Origin of the sequence: Enterococcus raffinosus (genome assembly GCF_001886185.1) — a bacterium.
GTDB lineage: Bacteria > Bacillota > Bacilli > Lactobacillales > Enterococcaceae > Enterococcus_A > Enterococcus_A raffinosus.
The window spans coordinates 59,655-76,559 of record NZ_JXLA01000008.1; the positions used below are offsets into that span (position 1 = coordinate 59,655).

General features: G+C 42.8%; 16 protein-coding genes. All 16 read left to right on the forward strand.

Going from position 1 to position 16,905, the window contains the following annotated elements; genetic code table 11:
• Nucleotides 1-3 precede the first annotated feature (3 nt).
• The 16 genes from RV13_RS05885 (at nucleotide 4) to RV13_RS05965 (ending at nucleotide 16,892) form a co-directional block, all read left to right on the forward strand.
• Nucleotides 4-1,110, forward strand: a complete 1,107-nt coding sequence (locus RV13_RS05885) for an amidohydrolase/deacetylase family metallohydrolase (protein ID WP_010745532.1) — start codon at nucleotides 4-6, stop codon at nucleotides 1,108-1,110.
• Nucleotides 1,100-2,203, forward strand: coding sequence for a DgaE family pyridoxal phosphate-dependent ammonia lyase (locus RV13_RS05890; RefSeq protein ID WP_010745533.1), 1,104 nt, complete (start codon nucleotides 1,100-1,102; stop codon nucleotides 2,201-2,203). The genes RV13_RS05885 and RV13_RS05890 overlap by 11 nt, the downstream gene beginning before the upstream one ends.
• On the forward strand, nucleotides 2,204-2,941 hold the full coding sequence (dagF, locus tag RV13_RS05895; RefSeq protein WP_010745534.1) for a 2-dehydro-3-deoxy-phosphogluconate aldolase: 738 nt from the start codon (nucleotides 2,204-2,206) through the stop codon (nucleotides 2,939-2,941).
• Nucleotides 2,942-3,130: 189 nt separating this feature from the next.
• Complete coding sequence (locus RV13_RS05900) at nucleotides 3,131-3,565, forward strand: hypothetical protein (protein WP_010745535.1); 435 nt, start codon at nucleotides 3,131-3,133, stop codon at nucleotides 3,563-3,565.
• A gap of 393 nt (nucleotides 3,566-3,958) precedes the next feature.
• Nucleotides 3,959-4,951, forward strand: a complete 993-nt coding sequence (locus tag RV13_RS05905; RefSeq protein ID WP_010745536.1) for an ABC transporter ATP-binding protein — start codon at nucleotides 3,959-3,961, stop codon at nucleotides 4,949-4,951.
• Nucleotides 4,952-5,935: an ABC transporter ATP-binding protein gene (locus tag RV13_RS05910; protein ID WP_010745537.1), complete on the forward strand. Its 984-nt coding sequence runs from the start codon at nucleotides 4,952-4,954 to the stop codon at nucleotides 5,933-5,935. It begins immediately after the preceding gene.
• A 112-nt stretch (nucleotides 5,936-6,047) separates the two neighbouring features.
• The gene (locus tag RV13_RS05915; RefSeq protein ID WP_010745538.1) at nucleotides 6,048-7,652 is read left to right on the forward strand and encodes an ABC transporter substrate-binding protein; all 1,605 of its coding nucleotides are present in this window, start codon (nucleotides 6,048-6,050) and stop codon (nucleotides 7,650-7,652) included.
• Between the two features lie 33 nt (nucleotides 7,653-7,685).
• Nucleotides 7,686-8,699, forward strand: coding sequence for an ABC transporter permease (locus RV13_RS05920; RefSeq protein WP_231371761.1), 1,014 nt, complete (start codon nucleotides 7,686-7,688; stop codon nucleotides 8,697-8,699).
• The gene (locus tag RV13_RS05925; protein ID WP_010745540.1) at nucleotides 8,699-9,526 is read left to right on the forward strand and encodes an ABC transporter permease; all 828 of its coding nucleotides are present in this window, start codon (nucleotides 8,699-8,701) and stop codon (nucleotides 9,524-9,526) included. Before RV13_RS05920 ends, RV13_RS05925 begins: the two co-directional genes overlap by 1 nt.
• Nucleotides 9,527-9,832: 306 nt before the next feature.
• Nucleotides 9,833-10,879 carry a serine hydrolase gene (locus tag RV13_RS05935; protein ID WP_231371762.1) on the forward strand — a complete coding sequence of 349 codons (1,047 nt, stop codon included), beginning with the start codon at nucleotides 9,833-9,835 and terminating at the stop codon, nucleotides 10,877-10,879.
• 177 nt (nucleotides 10,880-11,056) lie between these two features.
• The gene (locus tag RV13_RS05940) at nucleotides 11,057-11,989 is read left to right on the forward strand and encodes a zinc ribbon domain-containing protein (RefSeq protein WP_010745542.1); all 933 of its coding nucleotides are present in this window, start codon (nucleotides 11,057-11,059) and stop codon (nucleotides 11,987-11,989) included.
• A 28-nt stretch (nucleotides 11,990-12,017) separates the two neighbouring features.
• Nucleotides 12,018-12,947, forward strand: coding sequence for a serine hydrolase (locus RV13_RS05945; protein ID WP_010745543.1), 930 nt, complete (start codon nucleotides 12,018-12,020; stop codon nucleotides 12,945-12,947).
• Nucleotides 12,948-13,377: 430 nt separating this feature from the next.
• Nucleotides 13,378-14,412, forward strand: a complete 1,035-nt coding sequence (locus RV13_RS05950) for a zinc-dependent alcohol dehydrogenase (RefSeq protein WP_010745544.1) — start codon at nucleotides 13,378-13,380, stop codon at nucleotides 14,410-14,412.
• 156 nt (nucleotides 14,413-14,568) lie between these two features.
• Nucleotides 14,569-15,288 (forward strand): GntR family transcriptional regulator, encoded by a 720-nt coding sequence (locus RV13_RS05955; RefSeq protein WP_231371763.1) that lies wholly within the window; start codon nucleotides 14,569-14,571, stop codon nucleotides 15,286-15,288.
• A gap of 17 nt (nucleotides 15,289-15,305) precedes the next feature.
• Nucleotides 15,306-16,181, forward strand: a complete 876-nt coding sequence (locus RV13_RS05960) for a class II fructose-bisphosphate aldolase (RefSeq protein ID WP_010745546.1) — start codon at nucleotides 15,306-15,308, stop codon at nucleotides 16,179-16,181.
• Nucleotides 16,182-16,220: 39 nt separating this feature from the next.
• Nucleotides 16,221-16,892, forward strand: a complete 672-nt coding sequence (locus tag RV13_RS05965) for a ribulose-phosphate 3-epimerase (protein ID WP_010745547.1) — start codon at nucleotides 16,221-16,223, stop codon at nucleotides 16,890-16,892.
• Nucleotides 16,893-16,905: the final 13 nt, after the last annotated feature.

Here is a 16,905-nt window from a genome sequence, read left to right on the forward strand (position 1 = left end):
AGGATGTTTGATTTATTAATCAAAAATGGAAAACGAGTGAACGGTGAAAAGGTGGAAGTGGCGATAAAGGATGGCGCTATCTTAGCAGTAGAAGCTGAGATCGAGTCCCCTTCAAAGGAAGTGCTGGATTTAGAAGGAAAGCATTACTTATCGGCAGGTTGGGTCGATGACCATGTGCACTGCTATGAAAAAATGACCCTGTATTATGATTATCCAGATGAAATTGGGGTCACTAAAGGTGTGACTACCGTGATTGATGCGGGGACAACCGGTGCGGAAAATATCGGCGATTTTTATGAGCTGACGAAAAAAGTGAAGACCAATGTTTACGCCTTGGTCAATATTTCAAAATGGGGAATCGTTGAACAGGATGAACTGGCGGATTTATCGAAGGTTCAAGCGACTCTTGTTCGTGATCGGTTAGCCGAGCTGCCGAAGTTTATCGTGGGAATCAAAGCACGGATGAGTAAAACAGTCGTTGGTGAAAATGGCATCACACCATTGGAATTAGCAAAAGATATCCAGCGTGAGAATCAAAACCTTCCATTAATGATTCATATCGGCTCGGCACCGCCAGAGCTGCGGGAAGTATTGGAGCTATTAGATGCGGGAGATGTGCTGACGCATTGCTTTAATGGCAAGCCCAATGGCATCTTGGACAAAGAAACCGATCAGATCAAGGATTTCGCGAAGGCTGCTTATGAAAAAGGCATTGTTTTTGATATTGGTCATGGGACGGACAGCTTCAATTTCCATGTCGCTGAAATCGCGTTAAAGGAAGGGATCAAGGCAACGTCCATCAGTACAGATATCTATCATCGCAACCGCGAGAATGGGCCTGTTTATGATTTGGCGACAACGATGGAAAAGCTGCGCGTTGTTGGATACTCTTGGGAAGAGATTCTGGACAAGGTAACTGCGGTTCCGGCTAAATACTTCCATTTAGAGAGAAAAGGACAATTGAAGGCTGGTTATGACGCGGATCTGACGATTTTTGATTTGGCAGAGGGCGAGAAAATTTTAACGGATTCAAACGGGTTCACCCGAACAGCCACTGAGCTGATCAAACCAGTGAAAACGATTATTGGAGGCACCATTTATGACAATTAGTTACGACAAATTTGGCTTGATGGAAGTCATCAACGCTTCTGGGAAAATGACGATTCTCGGGGTATCAAAGGTGTCAGAAAATGTGCAAGCGGCACAACGTTTCGGCGGCGAGCATTTTTTTGAGATGAGTGAGCTGTTCATTCAGACCGGGGCCTATATTGCGAAGCTGCTAGAAGTAGAGGATGCACAAATTGTTTCCTCTGCATCCGCCGGCATTGCACAGTCTGTCGCTGCGGTCATTGGACAAGGCAGTATGTATCATGCCTATCATCCTTATACTGACCGTATTCAGAAGCGAGAAATTGTTTTGCCGAAGGGACACAATGTTGATTACGGAACGCCAGTTGAAGTAATGGTTAGTCAAGGTGGCGGACAAGTGGTGGAGGCAGGCTATGCTAATGGCTGCTCGCCAGAGCAAATGGAAATGATGATTACCGATCAAACTGCGGCACTGCTCTACATCAAAAGTCACCATACGGTACAAAAAAGCATGCTGACAGTAGCAGAAGCTGCGGCTGTCGCAAAAAAATATCAGCTGCCCCTGATCGTTGATGCGGCAGCGGAAGAAGATCTTTATCAGTACAGCAAAGCGGGCGCTGATTTAATCATTTATTCAGGCGCGAAAGCCATCGAAGGTCCTAGCAGCGGTCTAGTCATTGGTAAGAAGCAATACATCGAATGGCTTCGCCTTCAGGGCAAAGGAATTGGACGTGCGATGAAGATTGGTAAAGAAAATGTCATGGGGTTGACCCAAGCGTTAGAGGATCGTTTAGCCAATGGGAGTGAGACGGGTGAGTCGATGAAGCAGCGTCTTGCACCATTCATTGATCAGCTTGATCAAATCGAGAGCTTAGAGGCTAAAAGTGTCCAGGACGGTGCTGGAAGAGCGATCTATCGCGCCAGTGTAAAAGTGCAAAATAAATCCGCTTTCGAAGTAATCGAAGCGTTAAAAGCAGAAGATCCTGCCATCTATACGAGAGAATATCAAGCGAACAACGGCATTATCGAGTTCGATATTCGTGCGGTAAATGAAGCAGAGATGGATAAAATCGTTCGACGATTAAGAGAAATCATGGAGAAGGAGTCTGAATAAATGTCATTAACCCCAAACTATTATAAAGAGCGAGTATGTCTGAATGTTTTAGCGAACTCAGTTGAAAATGCGCGTGATTGCTATACAGCAGCAGAAGGCCATGTTGTTCTAGGTGTGCTATCAAAAAATTATGAGAGTGACGAAGCGGCTATCGAAGATATGAAAAACTATCAGGCAGCGACAGAAAATGCGTTGTCTGTAGGCCTTGGTGCTGGCGATCCGAATCAGAGTCAAATGGTTTCGCGTATATCTGGTGAGCTTCAGCCCCAGCATGTAAACCAAGTCTTCACAGGTGTTGGGACTTCTCGTGCATTGCTTGGACAACAAGATACAGTGATTAACGGCTTAGTGTCACCCTGCGGCAAGGTTGGCTATGTCAATATCGCAACCGGACCGTTGAGCTCGCAAACCACTGAAGCAATCGTTCCAATCGAAACAGCGATCGCCTTGTTGAAGGATATGGGCGGCAGCTCTGTAAAATACTTCCCGATGAAGGGCTTATCCTGCAAGGAAGAATATCAAGCAGTGGCAAAAGCCTGCGCCGAAAATGATTTTTACTTAGAGCCAACGGGTGGCATCGATTTGGAGAATTTCCAAGAGATCGTCAAAATCGCTCTTGATGCCGGGGTTGAAAAGGTGATCCCTCATGTGTACAGCTCGATCATTGATTCCGCAACAGGGGATACGAGACCTGAGGATGTACGCACTTTACTAGATATCGTAAAAGAACTTTTATAGTTTCTATATAGAAGGGCATGGCAAAAAGCTATGCTCTTTTTTGATGTGTAAAGTGAAAAACTCCAACCGACAATTCATTGACAGCGCTTTAAAAATGATGTAAGTTAAAAGACAATATAGAGTAACAGATATTTTTTTAGCTACGTTCGTGAATAAACGCACAAAATAAATGGAGTAGGAGGAAACGAAATGATCGAAACTTTTGTATTTTCAAGTGAGAGTATTTTTTTACGAGAAGAAAATCAAGCAAATGTTCAACCGCTGCTGGACTATTTAAAAAGTCGGAAGCAGCAAATCGGAATGGTCTTCTATGATCAAGCGACGATGAACAATGTCTTGCTGGAGCATCATTTAGCGGATTATTTGGACTTTTCTATCAATGGTGAAGTTGCCGGAACGGTTCCTCAGGGGTTAGTGGACTTTCTGAAGGTTGAATTGAGTCATCAAAAGGTCAATTTCATCTCGAATTCTCTGGAACAATTGCAAGAAGCCGAAGCGTTAGGCTTCAAACCAATCTATATCGCTGAAGACTGCGATAAAGAAGATACGCCTTGTAGAGCCTTTAGAGATTTTAACCAGCTGCATATTGGCGTGATTGAAAACCGCTTCGAAAAATTAATGTAAACGACTAAATTGAATCGTAAAGCAGAAGCCCTTGGCAGTTTTTAAAAGAAAATTGTCGAGGGCTTTTTGTATGTTATTTCGTAACGGATATTTAGGTCGAAAAACAAGGGATAATATAATACAACTTTTTAAAATGAGAAATGCTCAGTATAATTTAATAATAAACGTAAGATTTTTGGGTTTTATTTAATGAAGGTTGTGGTTGTTAGATTTCTAAAGAAAACGCTTAAAACTTTGTGTTGACAATCTTTTCGCAACTGGTATAATCAAAAAATAAAATATTTTTCGAAAATTCTGAATAAAAGAACAGCGTTCGAATATTTGTTAAATTAGAACGATCAGTTATTTTTTAACCTTAATTTAAAAATTAGAAGGCAGGGAGTTAATTATTTTATGGAGAAAGAACTGCTGCGGGTCGAGGACCTTACAGTCAAATTTCGCACCTATAACGGAGAGGTAACTGCCGTAAATAATTTAGAGCTTCTATTAAATGAAAATGAAACATTAGGGATCGTTGGAGAAAGCGGCAGCGGGAAAAGTGTGACGTCATTAAGTATCATGGGATTATTAGAGGAATCCACCAGTTCAGTTAGCGGAAGAGCGCTGTTCAAAGGAACGGATCTGATCGCCATGAAGGAAAAGGAGAAGCAGGAGTATCGCGGCAATCATTTAGCGATGATCTTCCAAGAACCGATGACTTCTTTGAATCCGCTTCATAAATGCGGCAATCAAATCATTGAATCTATGTTGATTCATACGGACATCTCAAAAGCGGAGGCGAAAGAAAAGGCGATCGAACTGCTGAAGCTCGTGGGAATACCTGCACCAGAGCAGCGCTTTAACGAATATCCACATCAAATGTCTGGTGGGATGCGTCAACGGGTCATGATTGCAATGGCTTTAGCTTGTGATCCGCAGCTATTGATCGCGGATGAACCGACGACCGCATTGGACGTGACGATTCAGGCACAGATTCTAGAAGTTCTAAAGGAATTGAGAGATCGCCTCAAGATGGGGATCATCCTCATTACACATGATTTAGGCGTGGTGTCCGAAGTCTGCGACCGCGTGATCGTTATGTACACGGGGAAGGTTGTTGAGCAAGGATTAATTCGTGAAATATTAGACAAACCTAAGCATCCTTATACGGAGGGTTTGATTGCAGCGATACCGAATATCCAGGATGAAAAAGGAAAATTAAGCAGCATCGAGGGAATGGTCCCACAGCTGGACAACATGCCGAAAGGCTGCAGCTTCCATCCTCGCTGTCCTTACGCGATGGCTATTTGTAAAGAAAAACGACCAGCATTAACAACGGATGAGAATGGTCGAAAGGTTCGCTGCTTTAAGTATTCGATGGAAGAAGAGACCGAGGTGACGACGTAAATGATGACGCAAGAACCGATTATTAGGATGGAAAATGTCAAACAATATTTTGAGATTCGCGACAGTAAAGGGAAAAAGGGCACGCTGAAGGCAGTTGATGATGTGTCCTTAACCGTCAACAAAGGCGAGACTTTTGGAATTGTAGGCGAGAGCGGCTGCGGCAAGAGTACCTTGGGAAAGACTATGCTAAACCTTGGTGCTATAACGGACGGAACGATCATTATCGATGGGCAAGATGTCAGCGCCTTTAAGAACCGAAAAGAAAAAGTGGCCTTTGGGTCAAAGGTTCAGCTCGTTTTTCAGGACCCGTCAGCCTGTTTGAATCCGCGAAATAAGATCAAAGATATCTTGGCGGAGCCTTTTCAAATACACCATAAAAAAGACATGACCAAAGCAGAGATCGAAGCGGAAATTGATCGCTTGCTGACAATGGTCGGGTTAGCACCAGATTATAAGCAGCGCTATCCTCATGAGATGTCCGGTGGTCAGAAGCAGCGGATCGGAATTGCTCGAGCGCTAGCTCTAAAACCTGATATCATCATTTGCGACGAACCTGTTTCAGCCTTAGACGTATCGATCCAGGCACAGGTGATCAATCTGTTGGTGGAGCTGCAGAAGCAGATGAACCTCACTTATTTCTTCATTTCTCATGATTTAGGGGTGGTTTATCACCTATGTGATCGAATCGCGGTGATGTATTTAGGGAATGTCGTGGAATTAGCAGATCGTGATGCTCTATATAAAGACACCCTGCATCCATATACTAAAGCTTTAATTTCAGCAGCACCAACGATCGACAAGGAAAAGACGGAACGGATCGTCTTGACTGGCGATGTGCCGAGTCCGGCAAATCCGCCTAAGGGCTGCAAATTCCATACACGCTGTCCATTTGCAATGGAAAAGTGCAAGACGGTAGTTCCGGAGCTGCAGGAAGTGAAGGACCAGCATTTTGTCGCCTGTCATTTACACAGTAAAGAGGGTTAACATTCCGCGTTTCAACAAGATTCGCGGGGGAGACTGCGGCATAAAAATCAGACTTAATTTTTCTTCTGAAAAATTAAATACATTTAGCAAAAATAAGGAGGAGTACTAGGGTATGAAAAAAAGAAAGATGTTGTGGAGCGTCATTTGTTTAGTGATGTTAACACTTGCCGGTTGTGGTGGCGGTGGCGGCAGCACTGACGGGTCAAACGATGGTGGCGGCAGCGGGGATGGCGACAAGACATTGGTAGTCGGGATGGCATCTGATTTGAAGACTTTGGATCCTCATCATGGCTATGAGGTATACGGCAATATGGTGTATTACGCGATGTATGATTATTTATATCGAACTTATGAATCCTCTACACCAGAGCCTTCATTAGCAGAATCACATGAATTAGATGAATCTCAAAAGGTTCACACGTTCAAAATCAAAGAAGGAGTGAAATTCTCAAGCGGGAATGAGTTGACGTCAAAAGACGTGAAGTTCAGTGTCATGCGGACAAAAAATCTAAAAAGTAATACGACTCATCATACGGAAAATGTTGAAAGTATCGAAACACCGGATGACTATACCGTGAAGTTTACATTGAAGGAGCCAGATGCAGCCTTCTTAGTGAAGCTTGCGAACAATTCCTTTGCAATTTTGGATTCAGAAGTAGTGAAAGAACATGGTGGTACCGATGCAGAGGATGCCTCTTCTAAGGATACGGCTGAAAAATGGTTGAATTCAAACTCAGCGGGATCAGGAGCCTATGTCTTAGACAAATGGAAACAAAATGAAGAACTTAGTTTGGTCAAGAATGATGACTACTGGGGTGAAGTGAAGAACGATAAAGTCATCTGTAAGGAAATTCCAGATGTGAATACGCAGATTCAAATGTTGAAACAAGGGGATATTGATATAGCCTTGGGAATCGGTGTAGATAACGTTTCTCAACTGAAGGATCAAGAAGGCGTGAAAATTAAGAATTATGTTGGTTCGACAACAACCTTCTTATTGATGAACCAAGATGAGGAAATCGGCGGACCAATGGCGAATCCAAAAGTCCAGGAAGCGGTTCGTAAGGCCATCAATTATAAAGAATTACTCGAAATTTCAGGCGATCAAGCCGTTCTTCCACTAAATATCGTACCGAAAGGCTTTGTGGGCGCATTAGAGAAGGAAAAGGATTATCAAGACTTAGACGAAGCGAAGAAATTAATGGAAGAAGCTGGTTACAAAGATGGCTTTGACATTAAGTTCACTGTCGCAACCTTCGATACAGAAGGAATGTCATGGACGACTTTAGGTCAAAAAATCAAAGATGACCTGGAAAAAATCGGGATCAATGCGAAGATCGAAACATCTGAGATCGGTGTGGTTATCGATTCTTATCGTGAAGGAAAAGAAGCTTTCTTAATGATGCATTGGCATCCAGATTACATGGATATCAACAACCAATTAGCCTTCTTACCAGGTGATACAGTTGGCGAACGGGCGAAATGGATGGATACTTCGAATGCGAAGATGGAAGAATTGAAAAAAACGATTCAAACAGAATCAGATGAAGAAAAACGTTCGGCAGCATCTGAAGAATTACAAAAATTATTGGCAGATGACATGCCTTATGCTTTCTTAGTTCAGCATCCAAAAGTATTGGCTTACCGAGACAGCTTGAAGGGTGTCAACTACTACGAAGTACAAAAAATCAATTTCCAAGATGTCAGTATCAACTAACCAAAGAGCAAGGGGCAAAAGTATATGAGGAATATGGCTAGGTTTTTATTACGGCGCTTAGTATTTGTTTGCTTTTTGATCATTGGGGTGACGTTTTTAGTATTCATGATCTCACACCTCGTTCCCAGTGATCCAATTGCATCCAATATGAGTCCAAACGCGATGAGCGATCCTGTGGCGGTGGCGGCGTACAAAGCACGCTGGGGATTGGACAAACCGTTAATGGAGCAATACTTTATCTATCTGAGCAACTTGTTGCGGGGAGATCTTGGGACTTCGATTCGCACCGGTAATCCTGTTATCAGTGATTTAAAACAGTTTTTCCCTGCGACTTTGGAACTATCCATCATGGCGATGCTGATCGCGGTGTTATTCGGGATCACGTTTGGGATCATCTCTGCGGTTTATCGCAACAAGCCGTTTGATTATCTAGTTCGTACTATCTCAATCAGCGGGGTCTCGATCCCGAACTTCTGGTTTGCATTAGTCATGTTGCTGCTGTTTTACTCTAAGTGGCAGCTGTTTCCAGGCGGTGGACGAGTCAGCTCTCGAATATCGGCGCCAACAGGCGGGACAGGGCTTTATGTCTTAGATGCACTAATAAGTGGCAATTGGGCATTACTTAACGATGCCCTCTCCCATTTGATTCTGCCGGCGATTGTACTGGGATTCTTTACCATGGGACTCATCTCACGGCAGACCCGCTCAAACTTGCTGGAGGTTTCTTCATTGGACTATATTCGAACAGCAAAGGCGAAGGGCTTGTCTCAGCGTCAGATCGTGTTACGTCATGCGTTGGGAAATGCCTTGATTCCTGTCATTACTGTTATGGGAATGGGCTTTAGTAACCTGTTAGGCGGGATGGTCTTTGTAGAAAAGATCTTTTCGTGGCCGGGAATCGGGCAATATGCGTATCTTTCAGCAACGACACTGGATTTTCCAGCAATCTGCGGCGTTTCACTATTGATCGCTATGGTCAACGTCCTGCTGAATCTCTTGATCGACATCCTTTATGGAGTCATTGATCCGAGAGTGAGGTACAGCTGATGAAACGATTGTTAAGACAGAAGAACTTCTTATTTAAATTAGGATTGGTCATTTGTGTGTTGTGGGTGATTGTGGCGATCCTTGCACCAATAATCGTTCCGAAAAACCCATTAGCTCAAGATATGGCGGGACGCTTCTTATCTCCAGGATCGTCTGGGCATTTACTAGGAACAGATGAATTGGGACGAGATGTATTTTCTCGTGTGTTGATGGGGAGCCGGGTTTCGATTACTGCGGGACTAGTAACTGTTTGTATCACAATTGTCATTGGCACCATCTATGGTGGGATTGCCGGATATGTCGGTGGTATCATCGATGATGTCATGATGCGTTTCGCAGAGCTGATCGCCGCCTTTCCACCATTGATTTTGGCGATGGTCATTGCCGCGGCGTTGGGGCCAAGTATCTTCAATTCAGTGTTGGCGATGACGATTATTTGGTGGCCCAACTATGCGCGACTAATGCGAAGTCTCGTGATTACTTTGAAGGAAAATGAATATATCGTCGCCTCCAAAGTGTTAGGAGCAAGTCATTTGCGCATCTTGGTGAAGGAAATCGTACCGAATGCGTTGGGGTCACTCTTGGTTATGGCGACACTGGATATCGGGAACGCGATCGTAACATTCTCAGGACTAAGCTTCTTGGGGTTAGGGACACAACCACCAACGCCTGAATGGGGCTCAATGGTCTCTGACGGTGTCAATAATATGAACTATTGGTGGATCTCCACCTTCCCGGGTGTGGCGATCTTCTCTATGTCGATCGGCGCTAACTTTGTGGGTGATGGTCTACGAGATTACATCGATCCAAAAATCAAAAATAAATAGATCAACAACGTCTGACTTAGGAAAATTGCTAAGTCAGATTTTTTTTGCTCCAAATCAAGAAATAGTAAATGGGTGTCGCAAAATCAATAGGAATGAAAGCTTGCAATGTCAATAAAATGAATACATACAGAAAAAGCAAACACTTTTTTCAAAGTTTTGTAAAAATGAATTTAACAGTTGTTTTGAATCAGGAGGAATCATTGATAATTATAAATTATATATTCTTTTTCGAAAGAAATTATTTTAATAATGAAATGTGATAAACTTATTATTGAAAAAGCCACACAGTGATATGAAAGAGAGAAGGTGAAGACTTTGGGTAGACATACGGATCCAAATGAAAAATCTAAAGGAAAATACGTGGTGATCGGTTTAGCGGCACTTCTATTAGCAGGCGGCACCTATTTTGGTGTGACGCGCGTGTTTAATGATTCGCCAGAAAAACCAAAGGAGACGGTCACTGCTAAGGATACGCCATCCTCGTCAAAAAAAGCTTCCGCAACAAGCAGCACGAAGAAGGCAGCTAAGAAAAAAACAGAGAAGAGTTCTGAGAAAAAAACTAAAAAGACAACGGAATCCTCTAAAAAGAAAAAAACAAAGACCTCTAGCACGAGTAAAAAGCAGGATAGTTCTGAGAAAAAAGCAGCAACAACTAAAAAGAAGGAAACGGTTAAACTAGATGCCTCATCATTAACTCAGAGTGCCGGAAAGGTGTACTATGGTGTTTATTATTTCAAGGACAAGCAGGAAGTTTCCAGCAAGAATTCTGAAGCAACCAGCGCTGCTAATATCATTGAATTGTTTATCATGGATTATGCCTTGGCACAGAAGGACGGCGGCAATCAGGTGATTCAGGACAAAAAGCTGACCGAATGGCTTACCCCCATGATCCAAGAGAATGACATCAATGCCACCAATGTATTGATTGACCATTACGGGATGGATAAGCTCAATGAATATTTCAATGCACAAGGATATGCAGAGACAAAACTTAATCGCCGAATGGTGGATATCAATGTTCGTATCACAGATGATGACAATTACACATCCTTGAATGATTGCATGAAATTATTGAAAAAAATCTACGACAATCGATCGAAAGAGCCGCAAAAAACAATGCTGGAAATATTAGAGGGACAAGTGATTCGTACGAAGATCCCGCAAAAGCTTCCAGAAAGTACAACAGTTGCCAATATCACTGGCGAACAACAAAATGTCGAAAATGATATTGGGTTGGTCTTAACGAAGGACAATCCCTTTGCGATCGCTGTATTAACTAGAGAAGTTTCGGATATTGTAAAAACACGAACAGCCATCGCTGACTTTAGTCTAGCGGCAACAAAAATAAAATAGCTAAAAAAGAGTTTGTCGAAGAAAAAAACGGCAAGCTCTTTTTTAGCAAGAGCGGAAGATGTACCAAAGGAATGATTGTGATGTTTTTTGCTATTTGTATGCTAAAATAAACCTAAGAAAAAAAAGAGTGATTATTTTTTAAAAGGGCTTAAGAATGGGAAAAGGAGCGGGTTCAAAATGAAAATTTGTCCAAGATGCGGGGAAGAAAATAGTGATCGTTCATTATTTTGTGAACATTGCGGGTACGAATTTGCCAAAACAGATTCATTGCCAAAAAGAAGCCAAGGCGCCAATCTACAAGAAACGAAGCCAACGACAACCGCAGTGTCGAACAATGGAAAATCGGGTATCCCTAAGTGGGCGTTCATCATTGCTGGGGTGGCATTGCTAGCAGTTGTTGTAGGTGTCGGTTTTGCGATGGCCAGTCGTTCCAACAACGAGGCGACACTCCCGTCAACCACGACTACCTCTAGCACTACTGATACCAGTAAATATGATGAAATTATTGCGGAAGCCAAGGAATTGACGATTAACGGTGATTATAAAAAATCCAATCTCAAGCTGAGTCGAATCCCTGCCAGTGATCTAGGCAAGAGCGAATTTTCAGCGATTGCAGCTGAAGTAGATGAGTTAACGGAGAAAAATGAAGAAGGACTTAAGCAAGAAGAGGACAAGGAAGCCGTTCAGAAGGCTCAGGAAAAAGACCGGCCAGCAGTGAGAACCTCAGGAAGTTCAAGCGACTTTACCGGGGACTATGCGAAATGGGCGAATACCTATTACTTTTATTATTCCCAAACTAGCCAACGGCAAACGGCATTAACGATCGGTGCGAATGGCAGTGTGACACAGAAAAATGTAAATGGGACTCAGTATTTTGGAAAGGCGACGATCACCAGTGCCAGTGGGGATGTCCTAAGCTATGAAACCAATGAACAGTACCCATCAGAGATGCCAGATACGAAGCTGATCAATCCAAATGTGCAAATCACAGTGACTTGGGACGGCGGTGGAACGCAGATTTATTATGGCTATGTTTCTTATTCTTCACGTTTAGCCTTGACGGATGGTGTTTCGAAGAATGATGGGGTCAATGAGGTTTGGATCTCTTAAGATTGTAAAAGAAAGAAGATGAAACCTTTTGGGAAGACATTCCAGTCCGAAAAACTCAGGAACAGCCAAATACGTTTTGATAGGGATGCTATTTCTTATACTTGCGGGTTCTTCCTATTTAGTAATGAATACTTTTTTTGCTCAACAGCAGGAAAGGACACCGAGTGTAAAGAAACAGGCTTCTGTGAAGACGCCCCCTCCAATTTCAAAAGCTGAAACAAGTATAGAGGTCGCCACAAGCAATAGCAGTGTACAGCAATCAAGTGAGTCAGAGCTGCAGACTGCTGTCACGGCGTTGAAGGAGAATGCCGATCAGGTTTACTATGGCGTTCATTATTTCAATCAGAGCAAGGACATTACTAGTAATAATTCTGCGCCAACGACTGCAGCCAGCGTAATCAAGGTGTTCATTATGGAGTATGCCCTCACACAGGCAGAGCCGAGCGAAGTCATTCAAGGCAAGCCATTGAATGATTGGCTCATTCCCATGATTCAACAAAGTGATAACGAAGCAGCCAATGTATTGATGGATCACTTCGGTATGGAGGAATTGAATGCTTTTTTTCAGGCAAAGGGATACATGGATACACGTTTGGAAAGAAGAATGCTAGATGATGAAGCTCGTAGTCAGGGAAAAGAAAACTATACCTCCTTGAATGATTGTCTCGCCTTCTTGAAACAGCTCTATCAGCAGCGAGAGACGTACCCTCAATCAACAATGTTCACCATTATGAAGGGACAGACGCTGCGTACGAAGATTCCCAGTAAGCTTCCTGTCGGTAGTATGGTAGCGAATAAAACTGGGGAGCTGGATGATACAGAAAATGACATCGGTTTGGTGTTATCAGAAAAGAATCCTTTCGCGATCGTTGTGTTAACAAAGAATTTCAAGAGTGTAGATGGGATCAGAACCGCCATAGGGGAGTTTGCACTAGCGGCAACAGAAACAGATCAATAGAGAAAAAGAAAATCGGTTTTGCTTTAGATGACTAAGGCAAAACCGATTTTTTTATTTGATTGTGAAAAATCATTGATGAATAAAAAACTTAAAGCGAAAGAATAAGCGCACCAATCAGTAAAAGGCATAGTGATTATTTGGCTTTAAAAAAACACCTTTCAATCAAATTTATAAAAACGGTTTCAAAAAAATATTGACAACAGAGAAGGTCGGCTATATATTTAACTTGCAAATAGAACCATTGGCACTTTTTTAGAACCGAAGGACTTTAAAAAAGTGTCAGTTGTTTTTGCAAAGAACAATTCGGAGTTGCTAGGCTGAAGCTAGGTCTGTTGAAATCAATAAAGGTCATGTTGATCTTAGTTGCTATCGGGGTTCTTTTTGGAGCGTTTAATATATTTTAGCCAATTGCAGAGAAGGGAGACGGAAAATGAAGACAGCAATCTTTTATGGGATCAAGGATTTGAAAATCGAGGAATGCGAGTTGCCGGAAGTATCAGAAAACAAGATTTTGATAAAAATCGAGGCTTGCGCACTTTGTACATGGGAACAACGGGTATATACGGGGATAAAAAAAGTCGAGTATCCTTTTATCGGCGGGCATGAGATTGCTGCGGAAATTGTGGATTTAGGGAGCAACATCGATCAGACGAAATGGCAGGTTGGCGACAAAGTAGTGTTTGGCACCAATTTGGCCTGCGGGGATTGTGATTTTTGTAAAAGCGGAGAGGAACAGAATTGTTTGGATTTCAATCACAGCAAGCAACTAGAAGGTCTACCTCATAAAGGAATGGGAGGATTATCCGAATATATGTTGGTGGAACCCAAGCATCTTTTTCATTATTACGGAGTAACCCCTGAAGAGGCCGCCTTAACAGAGCCCTTATCATGTGTCGTTCATAGCTGTGAGACGGCGAATATCCAGTACGGGGATTTAGTAGTAGTCATCGGCTGCGGCATCATGGGACTTTTACATGTTTCGTTGGCTGTGAAGAGTGGGGCTAGAGTGGTCGCGTGTGATCTGAATTCGAAACGGCTGAATTTGGCGAAAAAGATTGGTGCGCATTATACTGTTGATTCTTCAACAGAAGTATTAGCGACGAAAATCAAGGAAATTAGTCGGGGACTAGGGGCGAATGTAGTTTTTGATACAACACCGATTCATAGCGTTGTGGAAGAGGCGATAGATTTGGTCTCAAATACTGGGAAAGTGATCCTGTATTCGTCATTCTATCCGGATGAGCCAGTCAGCTTTAGCCCAGACAGGCTGCATAAAGGCGGCTACGCAATTGCAGGTACCGCCAATTCAAATAGCCGTGATTTTGTTCGAGCGTCAAGAATGATCAGCGAACGCATCATTGATATGCGCCCGTTTATTAGTGAAATTGTGCCTTTTGAAGAAGTGGTGGCGGGCTTTGAATCCGCGATTGAAGGTGATAAATACCGAGTGGTGGTCAGATTTTAAGCTTTGCAGCATTAGTCTGGTAGGTAGTTGTATAAAAAATCAGTTATAATCAATAGTGAAAATCCACTTGATTGAGAAGAGAATACAATTGCCTGTCTGTTTTGATAGAAGTCTTTACGAGATCTCCCTATCCAAGACAAGACGAGGAGAGGGAGGATGAATGAAATGGAAGAGTTTATTCCAAAGTATAAAAAAATCAGCGATGATATTCAAAATTTAGCCAAGGTACTGAGCGGACAAGGGAAACCGCTCCCCAGTGAACGCAAGCTTTCTGAGACCTTTGATGTAAGCAGAACGACGGTAAAGCGTGCGCTGGAATCACTGGAAAGACAAGGCATCGTTACCTATATTGAAGGAAAAGGCTTTATTATCCCTGACCGAGATGTAAAGATTGTTTCAAGTATGCATATTTCTGGTTTTTATGAGGACATCGTTTCACGAAAAAAGAAGATCAGCTCTAAAGTTTTGAAGAAGAACGTGATTCAAGCGGATCAAAAATTGAGCGAAGAGCTTAAAATAGCAGAAAATGATTACGTTTTCTATCTTTTGCGGCTGCGGAGTGTAGATGGTACGGTGTATTCGTTATCGGAGAGCTTTATCCCGCTTGCACGTTGTCCAGAGATTGGATCCTTTGATCTGACTGATAAGTCTCTTTGGAAGGTGTTGAACCAATTCGGCATTTATCCAGAGATTATCAGTCAACGAGTAAGTGCACGAATGGCCAATTACACAGAAATTGAATACTTGAATATTTCAAATCCCGCGGTAGTCATGGTTGTCAACAACATGGCCTATTGGGAGGATAAACCCATTGAACTTTCATATGTCTATACGGATGTTTTCTCAACAAATCTTGAATATCGTTTTAGTAAATAAAACGAGGAGGAAGATTCATGTTAGTCACATTAAGTGAACTTTTAAAGGATGCGAAGGAAAAAAAGTATGCGGTAGGGGCGTTCAATGTACCGAATCTGGAAGCGATTCGTGCCGTGATTCAAGCCGCTGAGGAGCTAGGATCACCAGTGATCCTGCAGCATGCGGAGGTCCACGAGAACCTCATTTCATTAGAAGAAATCGGCCCAATCATGCTGCAATATGCCAAAGCGGCAAGTGTTCCAGTTGCAGTACATTTAGACCACGGGGCTTCTTTTGAGATGTGTGTTAAGGCGATTCGATTGGGCTTCACTTCGGTGATGTACGATGCCTCAAGCAAAGAATATGCAGTTAATTTAGCCGAGTCCAAAGAAATCGTAAAAATTGCTCATGCGGCAGGAGTAAGTGTCGAAGCCGAGTTGGGGCATATCTTCACCTCAGCAATCGGCGGCGGAGAAGGACGAGGCTCTGATTCCAGTGAAGATTATGAGGATTTGGATGATGTTTACACAGATCCAGCATTGGCTAAATCCTTTGTGGAAGAGACAGGAGTCGACTGCTTGGCAATTGGCTTCGGAACGGTTCATGGCGTTTACTTGAAAGAACCGAAGCTGGATCTGAATCGAATCCTTCAGATCAGAGAAAAAATTGATGTACCTTTTGTGATGCACGGGGGATCTGGTGTATCAGAGGAAAACTATCGAACAGCTATAAAGAACGGTATTTGCAAAATCAACTATTATACCTATATGAATAAAGCAGCAGGTAAAAAGGTGCAGGAAGAACTGAAGGATTTTTCAAGTGACTCTGTTTTCTTTGATGAACTGTCTTTAGCTGCAACGGCGGCGATGAAGGAAAACGTAAAAGCAGCTATGGAAATTTTTATGAATCCTTGATGTGTATACACGCTATATCTATTTGATGGAGGGAAGAGGATGGAGAAGATTGCAGCGTCGATCATGTGCGGAAATCAGCTAGCGTTGGGACAGGAATTACAGGAGTTGCATGCAGCGGGAATTGACTGGCTTCATTGTGATGTGATGGATGGCGTCTATGTCAATAACTTAGCGATGGCGCCTTATGTGTTAGAGCCGATCATTCAGACAGGAAATTTTACCACAGATATTCATTTAGCTTGTGTTGACCCTGAAAAATATGTGGAACTGTTTGCCCCTTTAAGACCAGATTATTTGACCTTTCACCTAGAAGCCGCAGAAGAGCCAGAAGCAGTCATAGACAAAATCCATGCTAAGGGACTGAAAGCGGGGATAGCCATTAATCCTGAAACCCCGATTGAGCGTCTCTTTCCATACGTTTCTTCCGTGGAATTAATTCTCATGATGACGGTCAATCCTGGCTTTGCTGGTCAAGCCTTTCAGTGGCACGTGTTGGAAAAGCTCGAAGGCTTAAACCACTACCTTGAAAAGCAAGCAGTGAGGCCGATGATTGAAGTCGACGGCAATATTCATTCGGAAACAGCAGCTGCTATCAGTAAATTTGGCGCGTCGGTTTACGTTGTTGGAACCTCTGCTCTGTTTAACACAAAGCCCGGCACTTACAGAGAAAAGGTGGAAAAATTAAAGCATAGCTTAACTACATTTGAATAAACGTGAAGCAACT

What these genes read in the sequence shown, in the direction of transcription:
- RV13_RS05960 (WP_010745546.1), top strand. Translation starts at nt 15,306, where the DNA reads ATGTTAGTCACATTAAGTGAACTTTTAAAGGATGCGAAGGAAAAAAAG.
- RV13_RS05965 (WP_010745547.1), top strand. Translation starts at nt 16,221, where the DNA reads ATGGAGAAGATTGCAGCGTCGATCATGTGCGGAAATCAGCTAGCGTTG.
- RV13_RS05910 (WP_010745537.1), top strand. Translation starts at nt 4,952, where the DNA reads ATGATGACGCAAGAACCGATTATTAGGATGGAAAATGTCAAACAATAT.
- RV13_RS05900 (WP_010745535.1), top strand. Translation starts at nt 3,131, where the DNA reads ATGATCGAAACTTTTGTATTTTCAAGTGAGAGTATTTTTTTACGAGAA.
- RV13_RS05925 (WP_010745540.1), top strand. Translation starts at nt 8,699, where the DNA reads ATGAAACGATTGTTAAGACAGAAGAACTTCTTATTTAAATTAGGATTG.
- RV13_RS05890 (WP_010745533.1), top strand. Translation starts at nt 1,100, where the DNA reads ATGACAATTAGTTACGACAAATTTGGCTTGATGGAAGTCATCAACGCT.
- RV13_RS05915 (WP_010745538.1), top strand. Translation starts at nt 6,048, where the DNA reads ATGAAAAAAAGAAAGATGTTGTGGAGCGTCATTTGTTTAGTGATGTTA.
- RV13_RS05885 (WP_010745532.1), top strand. Translation starts at nt 4, where the DNA reads ATGTTTGATTTATTAATCAAAAATGGAAAACGAGTGAACGGTGAAAAG.
- RV13_RS05905 (WP_010745536.1), top strand. Translation starts at nt 3,959, where the DNA reads ATGGAGAAAGAACTGCTGCGGGTCGAGGACCTTACAGTCAAATTTCGC.
- RV13_RS05950 (WP_010745544.1), top strand. Translation starts at nt 13,378, where the DNA reads ATGAAGACAGCAATCTTTTATGGGATCAAGGATTTGAAAATCGAGGAA.
- RV13_RS05940 (WP_010745542.1), top strand. Translation starts at nt 11,057, where the DNA reads ATGAAAATTTGTCCAAGATGCGGGGAAGAAAATAGTGATCGTTCATTA.
- dagF (WP_010745534.1), top strand. Translation starts at nt 2,204, where the DNA reads ATGTCATTAACCCCAAACTATTATAAAGAGCGAGTATGTCTGAATGTT.
- RV13_RS05955 (WP_231371763.1), top strand. Translation starts at nt 14,569, where the DNA reads ATGAATGAAATGGAAGAGTTTATTCCAAAGTATAAAAAAATCAGCGAT.
- RV13_RS05920 (WP_231371761.1), top strand. Translation starts at nt 7,686, where the DNA reads ATGGCTAGGTTTTTATTACGGCGCTTAGTATTTGTTTGCTTTTTGATC.